The sequence below is a fragment of the Geomesophilobacter sediminis genome, from assembly GCF_016458275.1.
Lineage (GTDB): Bacteria > Desulfobacterota > Desulfuromonadia > Geobacterales > Geobacteraceae > Geomesophilobacter > Geomesophilobacter sediminis.
This window is the reverse complement of the sequence record NZ_JAEMHM010000023.1, coordinates 79336-101705: the sequence shown is the minus strand read 5'-3', so window position 1 is coordinate 101705 and position 22370 is coordinate 79336. Positions and strand designations below refer to the sequence as shown.

The window sequence follows — 22370 nt, the reverse complement described above, 5'->3', positions numbered from 1 at the left end:
GCTGCGCCAAGGGCCTGAGCCTGGCCGGTCGAGAGAACCGCGACCTCCGCGGTGCTCAGGGCCTGGACGTGGGCGGTATCAAGGCCGGCGATCTGGGCCGTGGTCATTGCCTTGACCTGTGCGGTGGTCAGCAGGGAGATGTTATCGGTGCTGATGGCCGCTACCTCGGCGGTAGTAAGTGCCGCCACATCCTGAGTGCTCAGGGAACGCAGCTGGCCGGAGTCAAGCGCTGCGATGCCGGTTGCGCCAAGTGCCTGTGCCTGAGCCGTGGTCAGTGCCGCGATTTCCGCGGTGGTCAGGGTCGCCAGGTTGGCGGTGCTGATCGCCTGGATCTCGGCGGTGGTCAGGGCTGCGACGTCTGCGGTGGTAAGGGCACGGAGCTGATCGGAGGAAAGGGCCCCAACCCCTGCAGCACCGAGTGCCTGGGCCTGGGCAGTGGAGAGAACGGCGACCTGGTTGGTCCCGAGCGCCTGAACGTGGGCGGTGTCGAGGCCGGCGATCTGGGCGGTGGTAAGGGCCTTCACCTCGGAAGTGGTCAACGTGGAGATGTTATCGGTGCTGATTGCCGCGATCTCTGCGGTGGTCAGGACTGCGATATCGGCGGTGTTCAGCGCACGGAGCTGATCGGAGGTAAGTGCGCCGACGCCGGCTGCGCCAAGGGCCTGAGCCTGGCCGGTCGAGAGAACCGCGACCTCCGCGGTGCTCAGGGCCTGGACGTGGGCGGTGTCGAGGCCGGCGATCTGCGCCGTGGTCATTGCCTTGACCTGAGCGGTGGTCAGCAGGGAGATGTTGTCGGTGCTGATCGCTGCTACCTCGGCGGTAGTAAGTGCCGCCACATCCTGAGTGCTCAGGGAACGGAGCTGGCCGGAGTCAAGCGCTGCGATGCCGGTAGCGCCAAGTGCCTGTGCCTGAGCCGTGGTCAGTGACGCGATTTCCGCGGTGGTCAGGGTCGCCAGGTTAGCGGTGCTGATCGCCTGGATCTCTGCGGTGGTCAGGGCTGCGACGTCGGTGGTGGTCAGGGCGCGGAGCTGATCGGAGGTAAGGGCGCCTACCCCTGCCGCACCAAGTGCCTGAGCCTGAGCGGTAGAAAGGACAGCGACCTGGTTGGTCCCGAGCGCTTGGACGTGGGCGGTGTCGAGACCGGCGATCTGGGCGGTGGTGAGTGCTTTGACCTCGGAGGTGGTCAGGGTGGAGATATTGTCGGTGCTGATGGCGGCGACTTCTGCGGTGGTCAGGGCAGCGATGTCGGCGGTGGAAAGGGCACGGAGTTGATCGGAGGTGAGGGCACCGACGCCGGCTGCGCCAAGTGCCTGGGCCTGGGCGGTCGAAAGGACGGCGACCTGGTTGGTCCCGAGCGCCTGGACGTGGGCGGTGTCGAGAGCCTGGACCTCGGCGGTGGTCAGCGCTTTAACCTGAGTGGTCGTCAGCGTCGAGATGTTGTCGGTGCTGATCGCCGCGATTTCCGCAGTGGTCAAGGCCGCGATATCAGCGGTGCTCAGGGCGCGCAGTTGATCGGAGGTCAGGGCGCCGGCCCCGGCGGCACCGAGGGCTTGGGCCTGGGCCGTGGTGAGCGCCGCGACTTCCGCGGTGGTCAGAGTCGCCAGGTTATCGGTGCTGATCGCCTGGATCTGCGCCGTGGAGAGGACGGCGATATCGGCGGTCGAAAGGGCACGCAGCTGATCGGAGCCCAAGGCGCCGACCCCGGTGGCCCCCAACGCCTTGGCCTGGGCCGTCGTCAGAACCCCCACCTGCGCCGAGGTCAGGGCATGAACGTGGGCGGTATCAAGGGCGGTGATGTCCGCCGTGGTGAGCACCTTGATCTGCGTCGTGGTAAGTACGCTGATGTTATCGCTGCTGATCGCAGCGATATCGGCACTCGTCATCGTGACGATGCTGGTGGTGCTGAGCACCCGCAGCTGATCCGAAGTCAGGGCAGCAACCTGAGCGGTGGAAAGCGATGCCACCTGAGCCGTGGTTAGCCCCGCGATGGTAGTCGTACTCAGGGATGCGATTACGTCCGTCGGTACTCCGGTAAAAGTTGCCATGACCTGTTCTCCTTACCCGTCCTTGTTTTTTGAGAGATTTACGCGTCCATGCTTTCAGGTTTTGACAGCCGCATTTAAGGAAGTAACGTCGGACCAACCATCCGGGTCGATCGTCGGCAATGCGGATAAAACCAAAGCGTTTATGAAAGAGCTGGATTGCCCGAGGGCAAAAAAGATGCTGGAAAATCAAGGATGTTTCACCGTACTGCAGGTAAGGAACGGCCCTTACCCTTTTGGGAACACTCTCGTTATCGGCCGCCAAAGGTGCAGACTTAAGAAAAAAAATCACGAAAGATGCTAATTTTTTTCAACTCCCCTTAATCACACACATTCTGACGATATCGTTATAATGAGAGCTCCGCCGCCCCCGCTCCCCCGGCCGAAAGTCAAACTTTCCCCACACGACACCCCACCCAAAACGGGACCCGGCACGCCGGGCGTTACGCCACGGCGCTGGGCCTCAGGCACTGCAGTTGGCCTGCATATTGCTTATACGGGGGATAGCCTTTTTGTTCCGTCATTTCAGCCAGTTGCAAAGCGCGCTGCGCGACGGAATTCTGACACCGGCACTCCCGGCGGAAAGGGCGCCGCGATCATAACGCCCGGCACCGGGCCGCGGCCCCTTTTCCGGATCAGCTCAACGGGCCGCAGCCGTCAGTGGCGATCGAATCCATCTCCGTCCCGCGAGGCCAGAGGACCAAAGGACAGCAGGTATCCATGAGCAAACTGTTTTTTATAAAGACTTTCTTTGTTCCCGCCGCCTTCTTCAGCCTCATCATCAACCTACTCCTCCTGTCGCCGACCTATTTCATGCTGCAGCTCTACGACCGGGTCATCAACACCCGCAGCGAGGAGGCGCTCTGGCTTCTGATCGTGCTCCTCTTCATCGCCCTGGTGGTGATGGGGGCTCTCGAGGTCGTGCGGTCCCACATCCTGGTTACCGCGAACAACGCCATCGACGCGCAGCTTGCGCCGCTGGTCCTCAACAAGACCATCGAGGAGGCGACCTCTCCCGAGGGGGACCAGTATCGGTACGCCATGAAGGATCTCACCACGGTCCGCACCTTCCTCACGGGCTACGGGATGGTGCAGGCACTCGACGTACCCTGGCTCCCGATCTACATGGTGCTCCTGTACGTCATGAACCCGTACCTCTTCTATCTGCTCACGCTGGGGTCGATCATCATGGTGCTGCTCACCATGCTGAGCAATTCCCTGACCAAACAAAAACTCTCGGAAGCCAGCGGAGCGAACCGGGAGGCGTCGCGGTTCATGAATTCCGGGGTCACCAATGCCGAGGCGGTCAACGCCATGGGGATGAAGGCGAGCCTGATCCGGCGATGGTCCGGGCTCAACGACCGGACCATCGTGCTGCAGACCCGGGCCAGCTCCCGCGCCGGGGCGGTCAACGGCACCACCAAGTTCCTGCGCCAGTTCATCCAGTCGATGGCCATGGCTACCGGTACCTATATTTGTCTTAAGGACCCAAGTTTCACGCCGGGAGCGATGATCGCCGGCGGCATCCTATTCGGCAAGGCGCTCGGTCCGATGGAGTACCTCATCTCCGGCTGGGGGAGCCTTCTGGAAACCAAGGCCGCCTACACCCGGCTCGACGCCTTCTTCAAGCGGGTGACCGAGGGGGAGCCGCACCTGATGGAACTCCCCCCCCCCACCGGTCAGATCTCCGTGGAGCACGTCACCTTCGGGATCCGCGCCACCAGCAAGGTCCTGGTACGGGATGTCACGTTCTCCCTTGCCGCCGGGGAGTTCCTCGGGATCGTCGGCGCCAGCGCCTCGGGCAAGTCGACCCTGGCGCGTCTGCTCGTCAACGTCTGGAAACCGCTGCAGGGGGTGATCCGCCTGGACGGTTCCGATGCGGGGAGCTGGCCTGCGGAACGCCTGGGACGGCATATCGGCTACCTTCCCCAGGACATCGAACTTTTCGCCGGCACCGTCGCGGAAAACATCGCCCGCCTCGAAGAGCCGGACTCGGACAAGGTCATCGCGGCGGCAAAGCTGGCCGGGCTCCACGAAATCATTCTCCACATGGCCAACGGCTACGACACCCAGGTCGGCGAAGGGGGCGCCATCCTCTCCGGCGGACAGCGCCAGCGGATCGGCTTTGCCCGCGCCCTCTACGGCAACCCGAAGATCCTGGTCTTGGACGAGCCCAACTCCAGCCTCGACTCGGCCGGGGAGCAGGCCCTGGTAAACGCCCTCCTCCAGTTGAAGGCCGCCGGCAAGACCACGATCCTGATCACCCACAACCCAAGCTTTCTCGCCCACGTGGACAAGCTCCTCGTCATGCAGGAGGGCATGGCCATCGCCTTCGGCTCCAAGGACGCCGTCCTCAACCAGGCGCATCAGACCCAAGTCCAGGGAGAACAGCGGGCCCAGGTTACCGCCTAGGACCGCTTCAGGGATAACGAGCTATGTTCGGAATACTGCGTAAAAAGGAACCCCAACCGGAACCGGCCTCCGTGCCGCAGCTGCGCGAGAACTCGCTGCCGGCCGCCGCCGGCCCCAACGCCCTGGTCTTGAGCCGCTCCCGCGATGCGCTGGAGCGCGAGGCAGCCATGTCGCCGCGCCCGGCGATCCTCGCGGGGATGGGGATCCTCCTGTTCTTCTTCGCCGGAGTGCTGATCTGGGTCCTCTACGTGCCGCTGCGTGCCGCCATTTCGGCCCCCGCCGAGATCGTCTTCAAGAGCAAACGCCAGGCGGTCCAGCACCTGGAGGGGGGGATCATCAAGGAGATCCTGGTCAAGGACGGAGACATGGTGCAGGCCGGACAGCCCCTGATCAAGCTGGAGACGACCCAGGTGGCGCCGTTGGTGAACATGCTCGAGGAGCAGAATCTCGCCGAAGTGGCCGCGATGGCGCGCCTGGACGCCGAAAGCAAGGACATGGGGAGCGTGCCCTACCCTAAAGCAATGACCGACCGGGCCAACGATCCGGCGGTGCAGCGGGTCATCCAGTCGGAAAACCGGCTCTTCGCCGCGCGCCGGGCCGCGTTCAGCAACCAGGTCCAGCTGATCAAGCTGCAGATCTCCGAGATCCGGGAGTCGATGCGGGGGACCCAGGAACGGCTGGCCGCAAAGAAACAGGAGATGGCCTCGCTCAAGCAGCAGCTCGACGCGAACATGACCCTGCAGAAGCAGGGGTACGTCACCAACACCGTGGTCCTCGACCTGCAGCGGGCGATGGCGAGCTACGCCGGCGAGCGCGAGATGCTCTCCGCCTCCATCGCCAGCGACCGGCAGCGGATCGCCGAGATGGAGCAGCGGATGATCGCGCTGCGCACCGAGCGGATCCAGGGGGCGATCAACGAGATGCGCCAGTCGGCGATGCGCCGCATCGACCAGCAGGAGCGGGTGCGCCCCTTGCGCGACACCCTGGAGCGCCAGGTGATCCGGGCTCCGGTGACCGGACGGGTGGTGGGACTCAAGGTGGCCACGGTGGGTGGTGTGGTCCAGCCGCGCGAGACGATCATGGAGATCGCCCCGGTAGGGGACCACCTGATCCTGGAAGCGAAGGTGAAGGTGGAGGACATCGGGGAGATTTCGGTGGGACAGCTGGCCGAGGTGAGGATCATGGGACTCGACCCGCGCAACACGCCGGACATCCGGGCCAAAGTGACCTACCTCTCCGACGACCGGCTGATCCCGCAGAACTCGCCCAACCCGCAGCCCTACTACGCGGCGGTGCTCGAGTTCGACCCGACCTCGATCAAGCAGTTGGACAAGAACGTGATCAAGCCGGGGATGTCGGCGTCGGTGGCGATCGGGACCAAGCCGCACTCGCCGTTCGACTACATCATGGCGCCGCTGCGCCACCACATCCAAAAGGCGCTCACGACGCGGTAGCGGACCCGGGTTTTCGAAGGAGCAACGGTGGCTTTAGTAGCATGTAAAAAATGCGCCAGCAGGATCTCTTCGCGGGCCGTTACCTGCCCCAAGTGCGGAGCCGCGACCGGGGCCGAGGCGCCGGTCCCCCCCGCCGCGAAGCAGTCGGTGCCGCGCGCCAAGGTGGCGGAACTGCGCCCGAGTGACACCCGGAAGCCGCAGCGGAAACCGGATCCGGCAGGGAACACCAAAGCGAGCCCCGGCAACGGCGCCGCTCCCGGGGCGATCGCGGCCGATACCGATCTTCCCCCCGCCGAGGCATGGTACTACGTGAACGCCGGCGGGTTGCAGGGACCGGTCCGCCTGGAACGGATCCGCACCCTCGCCGCTTCGGGCACCCTTGCGGCGGAGACGCCGATCTGGAGGGCGGGACTTGCCGACTGGGTGCTGCTCTCCGAATACCGGGAGTCGGCGGTGGAGGCGGCTCCGGAGGAGCTCATCGAAGCTGCGGAACCGGCGCCGGCGAATTATCTCCTTTGGGTCCTGGCGCTCGCGCCGCTTTGGGGCGGGATCGTCCAGATCGTCGCCACCGAGACGACCGTCTCCCTTACCCGGAGAAAGCTCGCCTACTATGGGGAGCTCTGGTGGATCACGGTTTTGATCAACATCCTGGTCTGCTACGTCGATTTCTACCGGGTCCGCAAGGGGGGAGCCGAGGTCGGCAAGGGGGAGAGCTGGCTCTGCCTGGCCGTCCCCGCCTACCTCTACCACCGCGACCGCGAGGTCCCGGCGCGGCCTCCCAAATTGTGGGTCTGGATCGCATCGCTGATCGTGACGCTGGTGCTGATCATGTACCTGAACGGGGTTTACGCAAAAATTTCCATGAAGTGAGAAGGGGTAGCAATGTCAAACACCACCTGCGTCGAGTGCAACTCCGAGATCCCCGAGGGGACCGAACTCTGCCCCGAGTGCGGCTTCCCGACCGAAGCCGGCAAGGCGACCTGCCCGGAATGCCTCAATCCGGTCGACCTCTCCCAGGAGGCCTGCCCGGAATGCGGCTTCCCGCTGGATTCTCTGCGCCAGGGCGGCGCCGCGGCGGAGCCGGCGGTCCCGTCCGAGGAGCCGGCCGTTTCCGCTGAGGAGCCGGCAGCAACCGAGGAGCCGGCAGCAGCCGAGGAGCCGGCGGCGGAGGAGGAACCGGCGGCGGCCGAAGAGCCGGCAGTGCCGCCCGAGGAACTGGCCCGGGCAGCGGCGGATGAGCTGGACGAACCCGCTCCGGAGCCGGCCGCGCCGCTGGAGGTGGAGCCTGAAGCGGTGAGCGCCGAACCGGAGCCGGCCGAGACCGAGCCCCCGCAGCAAGCCCCGGTGCCGGCAAGCCCGCTCGTCGCCCAGGAGACCATCGTGATCCGGAAGATCGATACCGGGGACGACCTGACCGAGCCGGTGCTCAAGGCGCAGATCGACTCCCTGAACCAGCTGACCGACGCCATCGCAAAGCTGATCGAAACCGGTGGGAGCCGCGCCTCGGAGGAGTTGGCGGTCCGGATCAACGAACTGGTCACCGGCGCCGAGGCGGGGAAGAACGAGATGCTCACCGATCTCATCGCGAGCATCGGCAACTTCGTCGAAACCTCGGAGAAGATCAAGGACGAGATGCTGACCGACCTGAAGGAGCAGAGCCTCACCGCGGTGAGCACCATCCAGCAGGTCGCCGAATCCTTTGCCTCCGAGACCCAGGCCGCCGCAGAGGGGATCAAGGAGGCCCAGAAGGGGGCCATCGCCGAGATCAACAACCTCGCCCAGCAGATCAAGGCGGCCGCGGCCCGCGAGGCGGCGCCCAAATCCGATTTCGGGGAGTACCTCTTCTACATATGCCTGGTGGTGCTCTTCTTCACGGCGATGAACATCGTGGCTACCGCCTACGTGGTGAAGCTGGTCCGCTGACCGTTTCTCGCGCCACAGACGTCAGCTTTTTGACCAAACGGGTCCCCCCGGAAAGTGCCGCGCCCCGCCGCAGGCGCGGCACAGCTACCTAACCCGCAGAAATACCAGACAAATCCGGAAAGACGCCACCGCCACGTCAACTCCTTGACGTGGCTGCCGTCACAATTTCGATTCCCGCCCCGGTACCCCTCTCCCCTCGCCCACCTGTCGTCGCAGCAAAAAGCACCTGATACCGGTCATTTACACCCATAGCGTCATAAAGAGACGTCGGCATGATTAATGTATATATGCCTGAAGTTTCAATGAGATCGATTACCAGCCAGTTAAAACCGCCACAACCCTCCGGGGACTGCCACCGGGGGAAAGGAACTCGATGAAGCATTACGCCAAGATCGCGCTCCTCGCGCTCAGCACCATGACCAGCGCCGAGGTCGCGTCGGCCGCACCAGCCGCGGCACCACTGCCGTGGGTTCCGCCCTGCACCCTGGCTCGCGCCGTGGCCGAACAGCTGGGCAGAGTCGCCCCGCAGGTAAAGCCGCTCCCCAACGACACCGCTTTCGGCGCCGCCAACGGCGCGCACAAGGTGGTGGTCGCCTGCGGGCTGTCCGCCGACGAAACCTACACCTACCACCGCCTGCTCGCCAGCCTCGGTGTTGACCTCCTTGTCTTCCGCGGCGACGAGCCGCCCCAGAAGGTGGTCCAGGAACTGGCGGGTAAGCTGAAGCTTTCCTTCCGCCGGGAGAATGCCGGCGCGCGCGGCCTCACCTACCTGTTCCCCGACCAGGGGCCGAGACACGACGGGGTTCGTCTGACGGTGAACGCTGCCGAGGCACCCCCCGCATCGGCCGTTGCCGCCGCCAAGCCGGCCCCCCCCGTCGCCCCCGCCGCGGCAGCGGCGCGCCCTGCCCCGCAGCCGGCACCGCCCCAGTCGACCACGCCTCCCGGCTTCATCGCCGGCGCGCGCCCCCAGGTTAACGTTCTCGCTGCCCCGACTCCGACCCGGCCGTCGGCATCGTCCACCGGGTCACCGGCAGCCACCGCCGCCCCGGCCGGTCCCCCCGCGGAGCCGGTGGGTCCGGAGAACCTCTGGGACCTGTACCTTTTGGCCAAGGCGAGCGATCCGGAATTGGGGCGCTCCCAGGCCCGCTACGCCGGCACCCAGGCCGACACCGACGTCGCCCGTTCCAGCTTCTACCCGCGGGTATCCGCCGGCTTCGGCCTGAACTACATCGACGAAACCTACTACAACAACCCGGGGGCCGCCTCAACGCAGACCATCACCCTCTTCGGCCACAACTACAGCGCCTCGGCGAGCATCCCGCTGCTGCACGTCCCCAGCATCTACAACCTCGCCTCCGCCGCGGCCAGCGCGCGCAGCGAGGACGCCGGCGTCTCCGCCGCGAAGCAGAACCTGATCGCCAAGCTCGTCGACGCCTACTTCGGCATCCTCAAAGCCCGCGCCGACGAAGCGATCGCCCGCGAGGAGATCTCCCGGGTGCGCCAGGCGCTGGAGCAGGCCCAGGCGTTTTTGAAGGCCGGGACCGGGGACATTATCTCCGTGTACGAGGCCCAGGCCCGCCTGGACAGCGTCATCGCCGACCTGAACCGTACCGAGAGCGTGACCCGGATTGCCGAACAGCGGCTTTCCAGCATCGTCGGCAAGCCGGTTGCGACGGTCGCCGACTACCTGCCGCGCCAGCCGCGGACTCCCGAGCCGGAGGACATCGACTGGTGGCTGACCAGGATGGAGGAGCGCGATCCGCAGATCAAGCAGGCCCGGGAACTCCTGACCGGCTCCGAACTGCAGACCAAATCGGCAAAGGCGGAACATTTGCCGACCATGGACGCTTCGGCGGCCTACCTCGTCGCCAAGGGAAACCAGTTCCCGCCCCAGGTCGAGACCCACGAATGGCAGATCGGCGCCACCCTCACCCTTCCCCTGTACTCGGGAGGCGAGACCAGCGCACGGATCCGAAGGGCGGCCGCCAACGAGAGCGAGCGGCGCTACATCCTGGACCAGGTCCGGGAGCAGCGGCGGGAAAACGTCAAGCAGTCGTACTTCAACCTCACCTACAACGTGAGCCTGGTAAAGGCGCTGGAGCAGAAGGAAGCGTCGTCGCAGATCCAGCTCAACGCGGTGCGCAAGGGGCGCAGCATCGGGACCCGCACCGCGATCGACCTTCTGAACGCCGAACAGGCCTACTCGGTGGCGCAGCGCGACCTGAAAAGCGCCCTCTACGACAACGTGGTCCGACTGGTCCAGTTGAAGGCTGCCGCAGGGATCCTCACCGAAGAGGACATCGCAGGGGCCGCCGGCCGAAGGAGCCCCTGACCGCGCAAGGCATCCAGCATTAGAATTGGCACCGATGTTGCTTAATTAAAGATACTCAGGATTTTTTCGAAACGAAGGTTTCTTTTAGCGGGAACGGTGCCGATCGGGACGACGGGCACGAGGCAGGAAGCAGCGAGGCAGGACAGCAGTACACGCTGGAGCGGTACAGGGATAAAAGGATAGTAAAAGGACTGCGATTGCGCGGGGTTCCCGAAAGGGGGCCCCCTTTTTTTTTTACTTTTGCGGCGGGGGGACCGATTCGGTCGCCACCGCCGCGCTCCGGTCGGCAGTGACGTGCAGCTGGCAATGCAGGCAGCGGCGCAGGACCAGCATTGTCATTCCATTGACATGGAAGGGGTTGCCGCAGCGGGGGCATTTGACACTGGCGACAAAGACAACGGCCACAATCAGCAGCACGACCCAGATCCCGAAGACCGGCAGCGACTGCTCGAAGGAGCCGGTGATCCGCTGGGTGAGCCACATCGTGGGGAGATACACGATAACCAGCGCCCAAAGATAGCGCCGCCGGGCCCGGACCCGGGCCAGACCGGCCTTGAGCGCCGCCATATCCACCACCGAAGCATCTTCCATAGTCCCCTCCCCTGCCATCCTGCCGAGCTGACGCGTTATTTTAATCAATGAGGAAACGTAACGGTATAAACTGACATTGTCAATGACAGTGAAGCGGCACCTGAGAGTATGTATCGGCCTGTATCAGCATTAACTGAAACGGGGATTGACTCGGCATGCTGCGGTAGTCGCCAGCCCCGGGGTGATGGACCGTTTTTCGCGCCAGGAATGGCGCTCCCACAGAGAGTCCGCCTTCACTGCCCGCGCCGCAGCAGGAGACCTCGGGATGCATAGGGAGCTGCGGCCAAGGAGATACCATGAACCTCTACGTCGGCACCAGCGGATATGCCTACAAGGAATGGAAAGGGCTCTTCTATCCGGAAGACCTGGCCGAAAAGCGGATGCTGCATTACTACGCGGGAGTGTTCCGGAGCGTCGAAATCAACAACACCTTTTACCGGATGCCTCGGGAATCGGTTCTGGAACAGTGGCGCGCGGAAGTGCCGCCGGAATTCCGATTCGTGCTGAAGGCGCCGCAGCGGATCACCCACCAGCAACGGCTCAAGGACGCGGGGGACTCGGTCGCTTACCTTTTCAAGGTAGCCGGGACCCTTCAGGACCGGCTCGGCCCGGTCCTCTTCCAACTGCCGCCGTACCTGAAAAAGGATTTCCCCCTGCTGCGGGATTTCCTCCAGTTGCTCCCGCAGGGGTGCCGCGCCGCTTTCGAGTTCCGCAGCCGCTCCTGGTTCGATGACGACGTCATCGGGCTCCTCAAAGAGCGCGGCGCGGTACTCTGCTTTGCCGAGACCGACGACGGCATCGAGGTCCCGTTCCTCGCCACCGGGCCGTTCGGATACCTGAGGCTACGGCGCTCGGACTACGGCGACGCGGAGCTCGCCCGCTGGGCCAAACGGGTCAAGGACCAGCGCTGGAGCGAGGCCTTCATCTTCTTCAAGCACGAGGACGAGGCCAGGGCGCCGCAGTTGGCGAAGCGATTCCGGGAACTGGCGGGAGAAGCGGGGTAACCAACGCACCGCCGCCCACCCTGTGGGAGCGCCTTTCCAGGCGCGATGCGCCCGGAGGGCGCCAATCTCTGTTGGGGAAAGACATGAGCCCCTCAAACAACCGCCCCCCCCTGGAGGAATACCGCCGGAAGCGGGATTTCAACCGCACTCCGGAACCGTCGGGGAGCGCCCCGGCGACCGGGGACATCTTCGTCGTCCAAAAGCACGCCGCCTCCCACCTGCACTACGATTTCCGCCTGCGCCTCCACGGGGCGCTGAAAAGCTGGGCGGTCCCCAAGGGCCCCTCCCTGGACCCAAGCCAGCACCGCCTGGCGGACCAGACCGAGGACCATCCGCTGGAGTACGCCGAGTTCGAAGGGGTGATCCCGGAAGGAAACTACGGCGCGGGAACCGTTCTGATCTGGGACACGGGGACCTGGGAGCCGCTCGACGGCGGCAAGCGCGACTACTACGGAGGGCGCCTGCGCTTCGTGCTGCATGGAAACAGGCTGCGCGGGACCTGGCTTTTGATCCGGCAGGACGAAAAGAAGTGGCTCCTGATCAAGGAGGAGGACGAATTCGCCGCCACCGAGGACGCACTGGCGCAGGAGACGAGCGTCGTCTCCGGGCGCACCCTGGAGGAGATCGCCGCCGACCGGGACCGGCTCTGGAGCTCGGAGCGGGGCGAGGAGAAGCCGGAAGGGTTCGGCCACCCGCTGGGGGAAAGTTTCCCGGATTACATCGCGCCGCAGGCGGCCACCCTGGTGGACCGGGTCCCGGAAGGTGGGGAATGGCTCCACGAGATCAAGTACGACGGCTTCCGCATGGTCTGCCGGATCGACAAGCAAGGACGGGGCATCCGCTTTTTCACCCGCAAGGGGTATGACTTCACCGACCGGCTCCACCTCCTGGCCCGCGCCGCGGCCCGGCTTCCGGTCACCCGGGCCTGGCTGGACGGGGAGATCGTGGTCTTTACCCCGGAGGGGAAGACGGATTTCCACGCGCTGCAAAACGCCTTCAGAAACGGCAACGACCGCGGCATCGTCTACCTGGTTTTCGACCTGATGAACTACGAGGGATACGACCTGCGCTCCGTCCCGCTTGCCGAGCGAAAAGCGCTGCTCGCCGACCTGATCCCGCAGATGGACGAGATCCGCTATGTGGACCACGTCGTGGGGAGCGGAGAAGCTTTTTTCCGGGCCGCCTGCGAGCGGAAGCTGGAGGGGGTGCTTTCCAAGCAGGTGGAGGCGGAATACGTCTCGGGGCGGTCGCGGCGCTGGTTGAAAGTGAAATGCGCCCAGCGCCAGGAATTCGTGGTGGGGGGCTACACCGAATCCGGGGTCGGGCGCCCCTTCGGTTCATTGCTGGCGGGATATTACGACCGCGGCGGCAACCTGGTCTTTGCCGGCAAGATCAAGACCGGCTACAGCGCGGGATCGAGCGAAGCCCTGATCAAGGTGCTGCGCCGCTACGAGCAGCCCGACCCGTCCTTCGTCAACCCGCCCTCCGGGGTGGAGTACCGCAATCCCCACTGGCTCCGGCCCGAACTGGTGGCCGAAGTAGCCTTCACCGAGATCTCGGGGACGGGACTTTTGCGCCACGCCTCGTTCAAGGGGCTGCGCGAGGACAAGGACGCTCGGGAAGTCGTCCTGGAAATACCGGAGCCAACCGGGGCGGAAGGGGCCACACCGTCCACAGCGTCCACCGCGGCACGGGTGCCACCTGCAGCCGCGGCCTCCCCCCCTGCCGCCCCCCCCGCTCGTCTCAGCTTCGGCGCCAGGGAGCCCAGGGAGCAGCCGGTCTACCCGCACGAACGGATCATGCGGGAGGAGATTATCAACCACTACGCCCTGGTGGCCGACCGGATGCTGCCGCACATCAAGGACCGCCCCCTCACCCTGATCACCTGCCGCACCAACATCTACGCCTGCAAGTTCAGCAAGCACGCCACCAATTTCCCCGCTCCGGTCAAGGCGATCGACGCCGGTCACGAAGAAAAGTACCTCGCGGTCGATTCCAAGGAAGGCCTTTTGACCCTGGCCCGGATGGGGGTGGTCGAAGTGCACGCCTGGCAGTCGCGCTACAGCGACCTGGAGCATCCGGACCGGCTCCTCTTCGATCTCGATCCTCCCGAGTCCGACGGCTTTCCCTGGGACCGGGTCGCCGAGGCCGCCCTGCGGCTGCGGATCCATCTCCAGGGGTACGGTCTGGAGAGCTTCCTCCAGACGACCGGCGGCAAGGGGTACTACGTGGTAGTCCCGTTGGCTCCGGCGGCCCCCTGGAAAGAGGTGACCGGCTTTGCGCGCCGCATCTCCGCGGAGATGCAGGAGAAATTCCGGTCCCGGCTGACCGCAAAGCTCGCCAAGGAGGAGCGCGGCGAGCGGATCTACCTCGACTGGATGAGAAACGGCCGCGGCGCCAATGCCGCGGAACCCTTTTCCTTGCGGGCACGCCCGGGAGCCCCCGTCGCGGTCCCGATCACCTGGGAAGAGCTCGTGGATGGCGTCACGCCGGGGGCCTTCCACCTGCGTGGCCTGAAGGAACGGCTTATCCACCTCGAGCGCGATCCCTGGGAGGGGTACTTCACCCTCCGCCAATTCCTCCCCCCGCTCCGCGCCCGATAACCCCCGTCTCGAACGACCCCATCCGCACCCAGTCCCTTGCAAGCTCGCCCTCACGCACGCCCCCCTTAAAGGAGCGGGAACCACTGGCTCAGAAGATTTTCCCGCGCGTTGGCCGGGGTGGTGACCCCGGGGAAAAAGGGCGGGGGGGTGCCAAGATTTTTGCAGCTGCGATTTTTTTTGCACCCTCGGAAAACCGGCAGCAGCAGGCCCTGGCACGGCCGGCCATTTTGATTTTGACAGTCATTTTTCGCAACCTTCACGGCATCCGGCTACGGTAACTAGCGAATAACGCATTGACATAGACAAAGCCCTCATTGGCACAGCTTATGATTGGAGCAACTGCATAACATGTAAGAGGAGGAGATTCTTTATGTTGAAGAAAACCTTGTCTCTCATAGCATTGCTCATAGCCACCGCAGGGGGTGCTCAAGCGAGTGTTCTGGTACCGCAGACGGCCCTTCCCGGTGATTGTATTCCTAAATTTGCGGTTCCTTTGCCGGTGTTCGGCCCTGCCGGTATTCCCCGGGTCGACACCCAGGCTCATCCCCAACTCACCATCACCATGAAGGAAGTCGAACAGCAGGTGCTCCCCGATCCGAACCAGACCCCCTACCCGGGCGGGACCTGCCCGGCGGTGAACGTCCAGAAGACCCGGGTGTGGGCCTATGAGACCGCCGACAAGAACGGCAGGATCCTCGGCCCGGCACGCTGGCCCGCCGTCACCCTCGACATCCGGCGTCACACGCCGACGGTGGTCAAGTACCAAAACGAGCTGCCCCAGTTCAATCCCTCCAACCTGGTCGGCAACATCTTTTCCGACGGATTGGTGCAGGGGGTGCTCACCGTCGATCAGACCATCCACTGGGCCGACCCCAACGGGGTGATGCTGCAGTGCATGGCGGCGATGGTGGACTGCACCAAGGCGGAAAACAGCGATAGCCCCTGCTGCAAGCCGTTCACCGGAGCCCCCCCTTCGGTGCCGCACCTCCACGGGGCCGAGGTGCCGTCCCAGTTTGACGGCGGCCCGGATGCCTGGTTCACCCAGGACGGCAAGAAAGGGCCCGCCTACGCCACGCTCTACAATGCGGGAGACGGGACCGCGGTCTACGCCTACCCGAACAGCCAGGAACCGGGGACCCTCTGGTTCCACGACCACTCCCTGGGCGCCACCCGCACCAACGTCTACAGCGGGCTGGAGGCCTTCTACCTGGTCCGCGATCCGGCCAACGAACCGAAAAATCTCCCCTCCGGGCCCTTTGAGATCGAGATGGTCTTCCAGGATCGCCAGTTCGACACCAACAGCCAGCTCTTCTTCCCGGACGGCTCGGGTGCCGACGTCGCTACCAGCAACCTGAACGGCCCGCCGACCAACCCGGATCTCCACCCCTTCTGGATCCCGGAATTCATCGGGGACGTCGCGGTGGTCAACGGCGCTCCCTGGCCGTACCTGAAGGTCGAACCGCGGCGCTACCGGCTGCGGCTTTTGAACGGCGCCAATGCCAGGGTCTTCCGGCTCAGCTTCGGCACCGCCCCGGTCTTCCAGATCGGCGCCGACGACAACTACCTCGACGCTCCGGTCCCGGTGCAGCAGGTCTTCATCGCCCCCGGCGAGCGGGCCGACGTCATCGTCGATTTCAGCAGGCTCGCCCGCGAGGAGATCGTGGTCACCAACAACGCGCCGGTCCCGTATCCGGACGGGTTGATCCCGGGGGTGGACCAGCCGGGGATGGCAAGCGTCATGATGTTCAAGGTCCAAAGCAGGCAGGGCAGAGACAACAGCTGCAATCCGGCCGCCGGCGAGTGCCGGCGTCCCAATCCGGTGCTCCGCCTGACCGACGGCAAGGGGAACCTCGCCCGCGGGGTGAAAATCGACAAGGTGCGCCAGCTGATCCTGAAGGAGCATGAAAGCCCGGGCGGACCGGTGGAGGTCCTGCTCAACAACACCCGGTGGGACGGCACCAGGTCCCCCAACATCGCCCCCTTCTTTGCCGACGGCATCACCGAGACCCCCCGGATCGGCTCCACCGAGATGTGGGAGATCATCAACCTGACCGGTGACGCCCACCCGATCCACACCCACCTGGTGCAGTTCGAGATCCTGAACCGGCAGTCCTTCGATGCCGACGGGACCATCACCGGGGTCGGCAACGGCTACATCGGGCTGGATACCGGCAACCCCGCCACCACCATCCCCGGTGCCTGGGCGAAGGCGTTCGGCTCGCCGCTGCCGCTCCAGTGCGACGGGCTCGATCCGCTCAACCCCTGCCCGGCCTACGGCCCGCCGCTTCCCTACGTGATCGCCGGCGAGACCGTCGACCTCCCCAACGGCCAGAAGAAGGTGCCGGTGGTAGGGGGCAACCCGGACATCACTCCGTACCTGATCAACGACGCTGCCCCGCCCTCCCCGGAAGAGTCCGGGCTCAAGGACACGGGCAAGGCGAACCCGGGACAGGTGATGCGGATCGTCATGCGCTGGGCCCCTACCAGCGCCCCCCTCATTCCGGGACGTTCCCTGGCCGGGATCAACCTGTACCCGTTTGACCCGACGACCGGCCCGGGTTACGTCTGGCACTGCCACATCCTGGACCATGAGGACAACGAGATGATGCGTCCGTACAAGGTCCGTAAATAGCCGGACTCCGTCGGCGCCCTCCGGCGCGCGGCGCACCAAAGCAAAGAGGGACCGGCAATACTGCCGGCCCCTCTTTCTGTCTTCCTATGAGCGTGAAGGTTCGATTATTAACGTCAGCTCGGCGCGCCGCCCGGGTCGGCGCCGCGGGCCTCGTATCCTTCACAAGGCCCGGTGGTCCTCATCCGCGGCACGTTCTGGATGGTATAGACGGTACAGCGCCCGGTAATGTTGGATTTGCAGTCGTCGAAGCTGCAGACGACAAAGGCCCGGTCGTTGGGCCCCTTGAGAAGCTCATCCAGCGCGTCGGCGATTTCTTCGTTTTTTCCTACCGCCGCGGCGGTCCGTTCCATCTTGGGGTCCATTGCATCTTCCTCCGCGTCTGAAGTGGGGCCGGTCTTTCCGGAAGGCCGGAAGAGCCGGATCCGGTAGGGAACGCGTGATTATTTCACGCCTTGGCTGGAACGACAAGCCGAAAGTTGCCCGAAGCGCGACGGCTGCGGCTGCGCTTCGGGCTGGATTTTCGGGCCGCGATGGTGTTTACTGGGGCAGTCGCATTTTTTCGGGAACCTTTTCCCAGCTGCCGCGTATAACCAGCAGAAACGGAAATAAGGGAGCGTGGATGGACGACCGGATCACGATACGGCGGGTTCAGGCGGGGGACGTCGATGCCTACGCGACGCTGGTGGAACGTTACCACCGCAACCTCCTCGCCTTCATCTTCCATATCGTCCAGGACGCCCACCTCGCCGAGGACATCGGGCAGGAGGTGTTCCTGAGCGTGTACCAGGAGCTGCGCCGCTTCGATCCCGACCGCGGCACCCCGTTCGCCGCGTGGCTCTACATCGCGGCGCGCAACCGCTGCATCAGCGAATTGCGCCGGCTGCGCCGCACCGACTCGCTAGCGCCGGAGGCGCTCGACGAGGTCCCGGCCGGCGGGGTCTCGGCCGAGGAAGCGCTGCTGCGCCGGGAAGAGCGGGAGGCGCTCGCGGCCTGCCTGAAGGACCTCCCGGAACCGTTTCGCGCCACCATTCTCATGAGCATCCAGGGGGCGAGCCTCGAAGAGATCGCGCGGCGTTCGGGAGTGGCACCGGCCACGGTGAAGACCCGGCTGTTCCGGGCCAAGGAAAAGATCAGGCTCTTGTGGAAAGGGCATTTTGGAGGTGTCGGCCATGAAAGCGTATGAACCGGCTCCGGATTTTACCGCGAAAGTCATGAAAAAGGTTTATGCCTACGAAGCGGCCCGCGTGCCGCAACTGTACCGTTTGCTCTGGTCCCGGCCGCTGCGCTACCTCCTTGCCGGCGGCGGGACCGCGCTGGGAATACTCAAAGCCGCCCCTGTTTTTTAGGGAACTCATCCAACCAGGAGAAGACATGTCGAACCTATCTGCCACCACCGCACCCCAGGACGCCACCGTGAAAACCAAATCGACCACCCGTGAATACATCGAATCGCTGCTTTGGGCACTCCTGATCGCCATGGTGGTCCGCTACTGCTTTGTCGAGGCCTTCAAGATCCCTTCCGGCTCCATGGAAGACACCCTGCTCATCGGGGATCACCTCTTCGTGAACAAGATGGTGTACGGGATCAAGCTACCCTTCAGCGACAAGCGCATCCTGCGCATCCACGCCCCGGAGCGGGGCGACATCATGGTATTCCAGTTCCCCGAGGACCGCAGCAAGGACTTCATCAAGCGGGTGATCGGCGTGCCGGGGGACCAGGTCGAGGTACGCGACAAGCAGGTCTTCGTGAACGGGGTCCCCTACCGCAACCCGCACGAGGTGCACAAGGAATCCGGGATCATTCCGCGGGATGCCGCGCCCCGGGACAACTTCGGCCCGGTCCGGGTGCCGGCCGGCTCGTACTTCATGATGGGGGACAACCGGGACCGCTCCTACGACAGCCGCTTCTGGGGCTTCGTCACCGACAGCGACATCAAGGGGAAGGCGATGATCAAGTACTGGTCCTGGGACTCCGAAAACTCCCGGGTGCGCTGGAACCGGATCGGCGGAGTGATCAATTGACGGCAATTGACAAGGAATAATTACCAATTGACAATGAAGCCCTTTGATTAACTGCGGCAGGGCGGGCCTAAACGGTTTTCTCTCAGAGACGAGGAGCGTAGAATAGCGGGTGGAGGTGATGTCGTATGAGATTCACTACCCCGCACGGGTACCACTTCTTTCATCACGGGATCTTCGCGGAGCAGGCCTATGACGAGACCGGGTTGCACCGGGGCTGGCTCGCCGCGATGGGCATCGTGTTCGCGGTTCTCGGGGTCATCGGGCTGGGCTACCTCACCGTCATGACCCTGATGAGCGTGTTGTTCTTCGGAGGGTTGTGTATCGTCGCCGGGTTCTCCCAGCTCGTACAGAGCTTCTCGGCGCACGGGTTGCGCAACGTGCTTCCGGCTGCGCTGCTGGGGGTCCTGTACCTCTTTGCCGGGGCGATCATCTACCTGACGCCGGTCGCCAGCTCCGTCGAGCTCACCTTCTTCCTGGCGGCGACGCTGATCGCCCTCGGGTTCGTGCGGATGGCGTTCTCGATCGAGCACCGGACCAACCGTTACTGGGGCTGGTCCATAGCGTCAGGCGCGCTCTCCGTGATCCTCGGCTTCCTGATCATGGCGCAGTGGCCGGTCACCGGGCTGTGGGTGATCGGCCTCTTCGTGTCGCTGGAGCTGATTTCCCACGGCGTGACAGCCGTCGTGATGTCCCTGGAGCCGAAAGGCTTCGGTCTCTAAAAAGAGCCCGACCAGAAAAAAAGGCCGCTTGCCCAAAGGCAGGCGGCCTTTTCTTTTAGCATTCGACCGATTCGTCCGATCGGTCCGACGCGGAAGCCTGCGCCCCTACCCCTCGTAGGCCCGGCCGTCGCGCATCTCGATGTGCCGGCCGCCGAGCTTCGCCAGGCCGGGGTCGTGGGTGACCATCACAATGGTGAGCCCGGAACTGCGATTCAGCTCCTGCAGCACCTCGCCGATCTCGGTGGAGCGCCGGGAGTCCAGGTTGCCGGTCGGCTCGTCGGCCAAAAGGATCTCGGGGCGGTTCACCAGGGCGCGGGCGATCGCCACCCGCTGCATCTCGCCTCCGGAAATCTCCCGCGGCAGGTGGTTCGCCCGGTGCTCGATCCCCAAGAGCTTCAAGAGCCGGTCCACCTCCGCCTCGGCCCCCGGCTTGCGGTAGAACGCCAGCGGCACCGCCACGTTCTCGCGCACGGTCAGGCTCGGGACCAGGTAGAAGTTCTGGAAGATGTAGCCGAACACCTCCCGCCGTACCACGGTCAGCTCCCGCTCGGAGAGCCGTTTCCCCTCCCCGAAGATCTTCTTTCCCGCCAGATGCAATTCCCCGGCGCTCGGGTTGTCCAGGCACCCCAAAAGGTTCACCAGCGTCGTCTTTCCGGAGCCGGACGGCCCCATGAAGGAGACGAATTCGCCGCGCTTAATCGAGAGGGTGACGCCGTCCAGGGCGAGGATTTCCTCGCTGCCGCGCCGGTAGGCGCGGCTCAGGCCGCGGGCGTCGAGGGTGATGTCGGTATCGGCCATGTCATTCGCTCCTGATCGATTCCAGCGGGCGCATCCTTCCTGCCTGCCACGCCGGGTACAGCCCGCTCAAAAGCCCCACCACGAGGATGATCCCCAGGGTATACAGGGCGAGCCTGAAGTCGATCGCCACCAGCCCGCCGCTCGGAGCATACGGGAGCAGGCGCCGGATGAACAGGTCGGTGATCCCGTTGCAAAGCATGGCGGCCATGATCCCGACCACGGAGCCCCCGGCGCAGAGCATGAGGGTCTCGGTCCAGACCAGGACGAAGATGTCGTGCGGCATCGCCCCCATGGTCTTCAAGATCCCGATCTCCTGCTTGCGCTCGTAGACCGACATGAGGACCGTGTTGGCCACCCCGACCATCGCGATGAAGACCGCGATCAGCGCAATGGAGAGAACCATCACCCGCGCGGTGCCGATCAGCTTCATGATGGTCTGCTTCACCTGGGAAAAACTCACCACCTGCACGTCGGGAAGCTGGTAGAGCTCGTTTTCCAGCCGCACCAGGTCGGCGTCCTTCTTCGCCTTGATCCCGATGGTAGTGATCTTGTCGGTCCCGGCGATCTGCTGCAGGGTCTTGAGCGGGACGAAGATGGTCCCGTCGTCCTGGGTGCCGGTCCGCTCCAGGATCCCGACCACCTTGAGCGGCACGTTCTTCTCGGGAACCATGGTCATGTCGCCGACCTCGCGCTGCTCCAGCTCGGCCGCCTCGTACCCCATCACCACCTCGCGGGCGGTGTCGGACACGAACCAGCTCCCCTTGCGGAAGCGCAGAAACGGCTTCATGGCCGGATAGCTCGACGGGTCGACCCCGAAATACCCAGCGATGCCGCCGCTCTCCCCCTTGTTGGGATCGAAGAAGGCCTGCATCAGGATCGGGGTGGTCGCCTGCACCTCCGGACGCTTCGCGATGTCCCGGACCATGCCGGGATCCATGTAACGCAGCCCCTTCCCCCCCTGGAGCATCAGGGTCGCCGCCTCGTAGGGACACCCCTTGGCCATGACCATGATCTGGTAGCCCATGTTGTCGATGTCGTGGTTGAGTGCCTTCTCGTAGCCCTGGTTGAAGCCGAACAGGCTCACCAGCACGAGCGACGACAGGGTGATCCCGACCACGGTGAGGAGGGTGCGGACCTTCTTGCGCAAAAGGCTCTTGTAGGCGATCTGGAACTTGCTGATCACGGGTTCCCCCCGGAAAAGATGAAGGCGTCCATGAGGACGAGGTTCTTCTTGAGCCCCCTGAGCACCCCGAAGAAATCGGTCTCCATCTCCGGGGCGGGGTTCGGGACGTGGGCCAGCCGGCCGGTCCCCTTGCCGGTGATCGGATCGTAGCTGTCGAAGTCCTTCAGGGTGACGCCGACGAAGTGTTTTGCAAAACGGGGATCGCGCATCTTGGCCGCCGCCGGCCCGGTCATCTTCTGGATGTAGAAGGTCTTGACCTTGCCGGAGAGGTCCTGGGCGATGAAGACCTGGATGCCGCCGAACTGCCCCTTCTGGTTCACCCCGTGGATGTAGCCCACCTTCTTCGGTCCGCTGTAGATCTCGTAGATGGTATAGGGGACGTCGATGGGAGCATACAGCGCCAGGTGGCGCTCGCCGAGGCGCCCCTCGATCCGGTGCTGCAGCGCCGCCCCCCCCTTCTTCTGAATGCTGACGTAGATGCTCTGGTAACGCGTCGCCCCCGGGAAAAGCCGCGGGACGTCCCGATCCGCGTCGTTCAGGTCGCAGCCGACCGCGCCGAAGGCCGGCAGCGCCGCCAGGACGACCAGGAGCAGCGCCGGCACCAACGCCAGCAGCATCCCGATCCGGGTATCGTGGGGCTTTCGTCTCATCGCCG

The 22370-nt window shown here is 64.6% G+C and carries 18 protein-coding genes; 12 read left to right on the top strand and 6 right to left on the bottom strand.

Features of this window, described 5'->3' with window-relative positions; translation table 11 throughout:
- Positions 1 to 2045, bottom strand: a 2045-nt coding sequence (locus JFN93_RS22185; RefSeq protein WP_199386569.1) for a hypothetical protein, incomplete at its 3' end; no start/stop codon positions are given.
- A gap of 717 nt (positions 2046 to 2762) precedes the next feature.
- Here JFN93_RS22185 and JFN93_RS22180 point away from each other — a divergent pair.
- From JFN93_RS22180 to JFN93_RS25855, 5 genes are all read left to right on the top strand, one after another.
- Positions 2763 to 4454, top strand: a complete 1692-nt coding sequence (locus tag JFN93_RS22180) for a type I secretion system permease/ATPase (protein WP_199386568.1) — start codon at positions 2763 to 2765, stop codon at positions 4452 to 4454.
- 23 nt (positions 4455 to 4477) lie between these two features.
- Positions 4478 to 5908 carry an HlyD family type I secretion periplasmic adaptor subunit gene (locus tag JFN93_RS22175; protein WP_199386567.1) on the top strand — a complete coding sequence of 477 codons (1431 nt, stop codon included), beginning with the start codon at positions 4478 to 4480 and terminating at the stop codon, positions 5906 to 5908.
- A 27-nt stretch (positions 5909 to 5935) separates the two neighbouring features.
- Positions 5936 to 6778, top strand: coding sequence for a GYF domain-containing protein (locus JFN93_RS25655; protein WP_199386566.1), 843 nt, complete (start codon positions 5936 to 5938; stop codon positions 6776 to 6778).
- A 12-nt stretch (positions 6779 to 6790) separates the two neighbouring features.
- Positions 6791 to 7831 carry a zinc ribbon domain-containing protein gene (locus JFN93_RS22165; RefSeq protein ID WP_199386565.1) on the top strand — a complete coding sequence of 347 codons (1041 nt, stop codon included), beginning with the start codon at positions 6791 to 6793 and terminating at the stop codon, positions 7829 to 7831.
- A 373-nt stretch (positions 7832 to 8204) separates the two neighbouring features.
- Positions 8205 to 10163: a TolC family protein gene (locus JFN93_RS25855; protein WP_199386564.1), complete on the top strand. Its 1959-nt coding sequence runs from the start codon at positions 8205 to 8207 to the stop codon at positions 10161 to 10163.
- Positions 10164 to 10397: 234 nt separating this feature from the next.
- On the opposite strand, the gene JFN93_RS22155 is transcribed toward JFN93_RS25855, so the two are convergent.
- Positions 10398 to 10754 carry a hypothetical protein gene (locus JFN93_RS22155; RefSeq protein WP_236021898.1) on the bottom strand — a complete coding sequence of 119 codons (357 nt, stop codon included), beginning with the start codon at positions 10752 to 10754 and terminating at the stop codon, positions 10398 to 10400.
- Positions 10755 to 11050: 296 nt separating this feature from the next.
- Here JFN93_RS22155 and JFN93_RS22150 point away from each other — a divergent pair, with 296 nt between their 5' ends.
- The 3 genes from JFN93_RS22150 (at position 11051) to JFN93_RS25985 (ending at position 16993) form a co-directional block, all read left to right on the top strand.
- The gene (locus JFN93_RS22150) at positions 11051 to 11758 is read left to right on the top strand and encodes a DUF72 domain-containing protein (protein WP_199386563.1); all 708 of its coding nucleotides are present in this window, start codon (positions 11051 to 11053) and stop codon (positions 11756 to 11758) included.
- 83 nt (positions 11759 to 11841) lie between these two features.
- On the top strand, positions 11842 to 14361 hold the full coding sequence (ligD, locus tag JFN93_RS22145) for a DNA ligase D (RefSeq protein WP_199386562.1): 2520 nt from the start codon (positions 11842 to 11844) through the stop codon (positions 14359 to 14361).
- A 499-nt stretch (positions 14362 to 14860) separates the two neighbouring features.
- Positions 14861 to 16993: a multicopper oxidase family protein gene (locus JFN93_RS25985; RefSeq protein ID WP_328754557.1), complete on the top strand. Its 2133-nt coding sequence runs from the start codon at positions 14861 to 14863 to the stop codon at positions 16991 to 16993.
- Between the two features lie 113 nt (positions 16994 to 17106).
- Here the strand turns inward: JFN93_RS25985 and JFN93_RS22135 are convergent, their stop codons facing one another.
- Complete coding sequence (locus JFN93_RS22135) at positions 17107 to 17355, bottom strand: hypothetical protein (RefSeq protein ID WP_199386536.1); 249 nt, start codon at positions 17353 to 17355, stop codon at positions 17107 to 17109.
- 257 nt (positions 17356 to 17612) lie between these two features.
- Between JFN93_RS22135 and JFN93_RS22130 the strand changes: the two genes are divergently transcribed.
- The 4 genes from JFN93_RS22130 to JFN93_RS22115 all read left to right on the top strand — a co-directional run bounded on the left by JFN93_RS22130 (position 17613) and on the right by JFN93_RS22115 (position 19734).
- A complete protein-coding gene (locus JFN93_RS22130; protein ID WP_199386534.1) occupies positions 17613 to 18176 on the top strand; it encodes an RNA polymerase sigma factor in 564 nt (187 codons plus the stop codon).
- Positions 18163 to 18339 carry a hypothetical protein gene (locus tag JFN93_RS22125; RefSeq protein ID WP_199386532.1) on the top strand — a complete coding sequence of 59 codons (177 nt, stop codon included), beginning with the start codon at positions 18163 to 18165 and terminating at the stop codon, positions 18337 to 18339. Before JFN93_RS22130 ends, JFN93_RS22125 begins: the two co-directional genes overlap by 14 nt.
- 25 nt (positions 18340 to 18364) lie before the next feature.
- The gene (gene lepB / locus JFN93_RS22120; protein WP_199386530.1) at positions 18365 to 19015 is read left to right on the top strand and encodes a signal peptidase I; all 651 of its coding nucleotides are present in this window, start codon (positions 18365 to 18367) and stop codon (positions 19013 to 19015) included.
- 125 nt (positions 19016 to 19140) lie between these two features.
- Positions 19141 to 19734 carry an HdeD family acid-resistance protein gene (locus JFN93_RS22115; protein WP_199386527.1) on the top strand — a complete coding sequence of 198 codons (594 nt, stop codon included), beginning with the start codon at positions 19141 to 19143 and terminating at the stop codon, positions 19732 to 19734.
- 105 nt (positions 19735 to 19839) lie between these two features.
- Here the strand turns inward: JFN93_RS22115 and JFN93_RS22110 are convergent, their stop codons facing one another.
- From JFN93_RS22110 to JFN93_RS22100, 3 genes are read right to left on the bottom strand one after another with little or no spacing between them, the layout of a single operon-like run.
- Positions 19840 to 20532, bottom strand: a complete 693-nt coding sequence (locus tag JFN93_RS22110; RefSeq protein WP_199386525.1) for an ABC transporter ATP-binding protein — start codon at positions 20530 to 20532, stop codon at positions 19840 to 19842.
- A 1-nt stretch (position 20533) separates the two neighbouring features.
- A complete protein-coding gene (locus tag JFN93_RS22105) occupies positions 20534 to 21715 on the bottom strand; it encodes an ABC transporter permease (RefSeq protein WP_199386523.1) in 1182 nt (393 codons plus the stop codon).
- The gene (locus JFN93_RS22100) at positions 21712 to 22365 is read right to left on the bottom strand and encodes a hypothetical protein (RefSeq protein WP_199386521.1); all 654 of its coding nucleotides are present in this window, start codon (positions 22363 to 22365) and stop codon (positions 21712 to 21714) included. The genes JFN93_RS22105 and JFN93_RS22100 overlap by 4 nt, the downstream gene beginning before the upstream one ends.
- Positions 22366 to 22370 lie beyond the last annotated feature (5 nt).

Coding starts and splice junctions, on each gene's coding strand:
- ligD (WP_199386562.1), top strand. CDS start 11,842: ATGAGCCCCTCAAACAACCGCCCCCCCCTGGAGGAATACCGCCGGAAG.
- JFN93_RS22165 (WP_199386565.1), top strand. CDS start 6,791: ATGTCAAACACCACCTGCGTCGAGTGCAACTCCGAGATCCCCGAGGGG.
- JFN93_RS22155 (WP_236021898.1), bottom strand. CDS start 10,754: ATGGAAGATGCTTCGGTGGTGGATATGGCGGCGCTCAAGGCCGGTCTG.
- lepB (WP_199386530.1), top strand. CDS start 18,365: ATGTCGAACCTATCTGCCACCACCGCACCCCAGGACGCCACCGTGAAA.
- JFN93_RS22175 (WP_199386567.1), top strand. CDS start 4,478: ATGTTCGGAATACTGCGTAAAAAGGAACCCCAACCGGAACCGGCCTCC.
- JFN93_RS22100 (WP_199386521.1), bottom strand. CDS start 22,365: ATGAGACGAAAGCCCCACGATACCCGGATCGGGATGCTGCTGGCGTTG.
- JFN93_RS22135 (WP_199386536.1), bottom strand. CDS start 17,355: ATGGACCCCAAGATGGAACGGACCGCCGCGGCGGTAGGAAAAAACGAA.
- JFN93_RS25855 (WP_199386564.1), top strand. CDS start 8,205: ATGAAGCATTACGCCAAGATCGCGCTCCTCGCGCTCAGCACCATGACC.
- JFN93_RS22180 (WP_199386568.1), top strand. CDS start 2,763: ATGAGCAAACTGTTTTTTATAAAGACTTTCTTTGTTCCCGCCGCCTTC.
- JFN93_RS22110 (WP_199386525.1), bottom strand. CDS start 20,532: ATGGCCGATACCGACATCACCCTCGACGCCCGCGGCCTGAGCCGCGCC.
- JFN93_RS22130 (WP_199386534.1), top strand. CDS start 17,613: ATGGACGACCGGATCACGATACGGCGGGTTCAGGCGGGGGACGTCGAT.
- JFN93_RS22115 (WP_199386527.1), top strand. CDS start 19,141: ATGAGATTCACTACCCCGCACGGGTACCACTTCTTTCATCACGGGATC.
- JFN93_RS22150 (WP_199386563.1), top strand. CDS start 11,051: ATGAACCTCTACGTCGGCACCAGCGGATATGCCTACAAGGAATGGAAA.
- JFN93_RS22125 (WP_199386532.1), top strand. CDS start 18,163: ATGAAAGCGTATGAACCGGCTCCGGATTTTACCGCGAAAGTCATGAAA.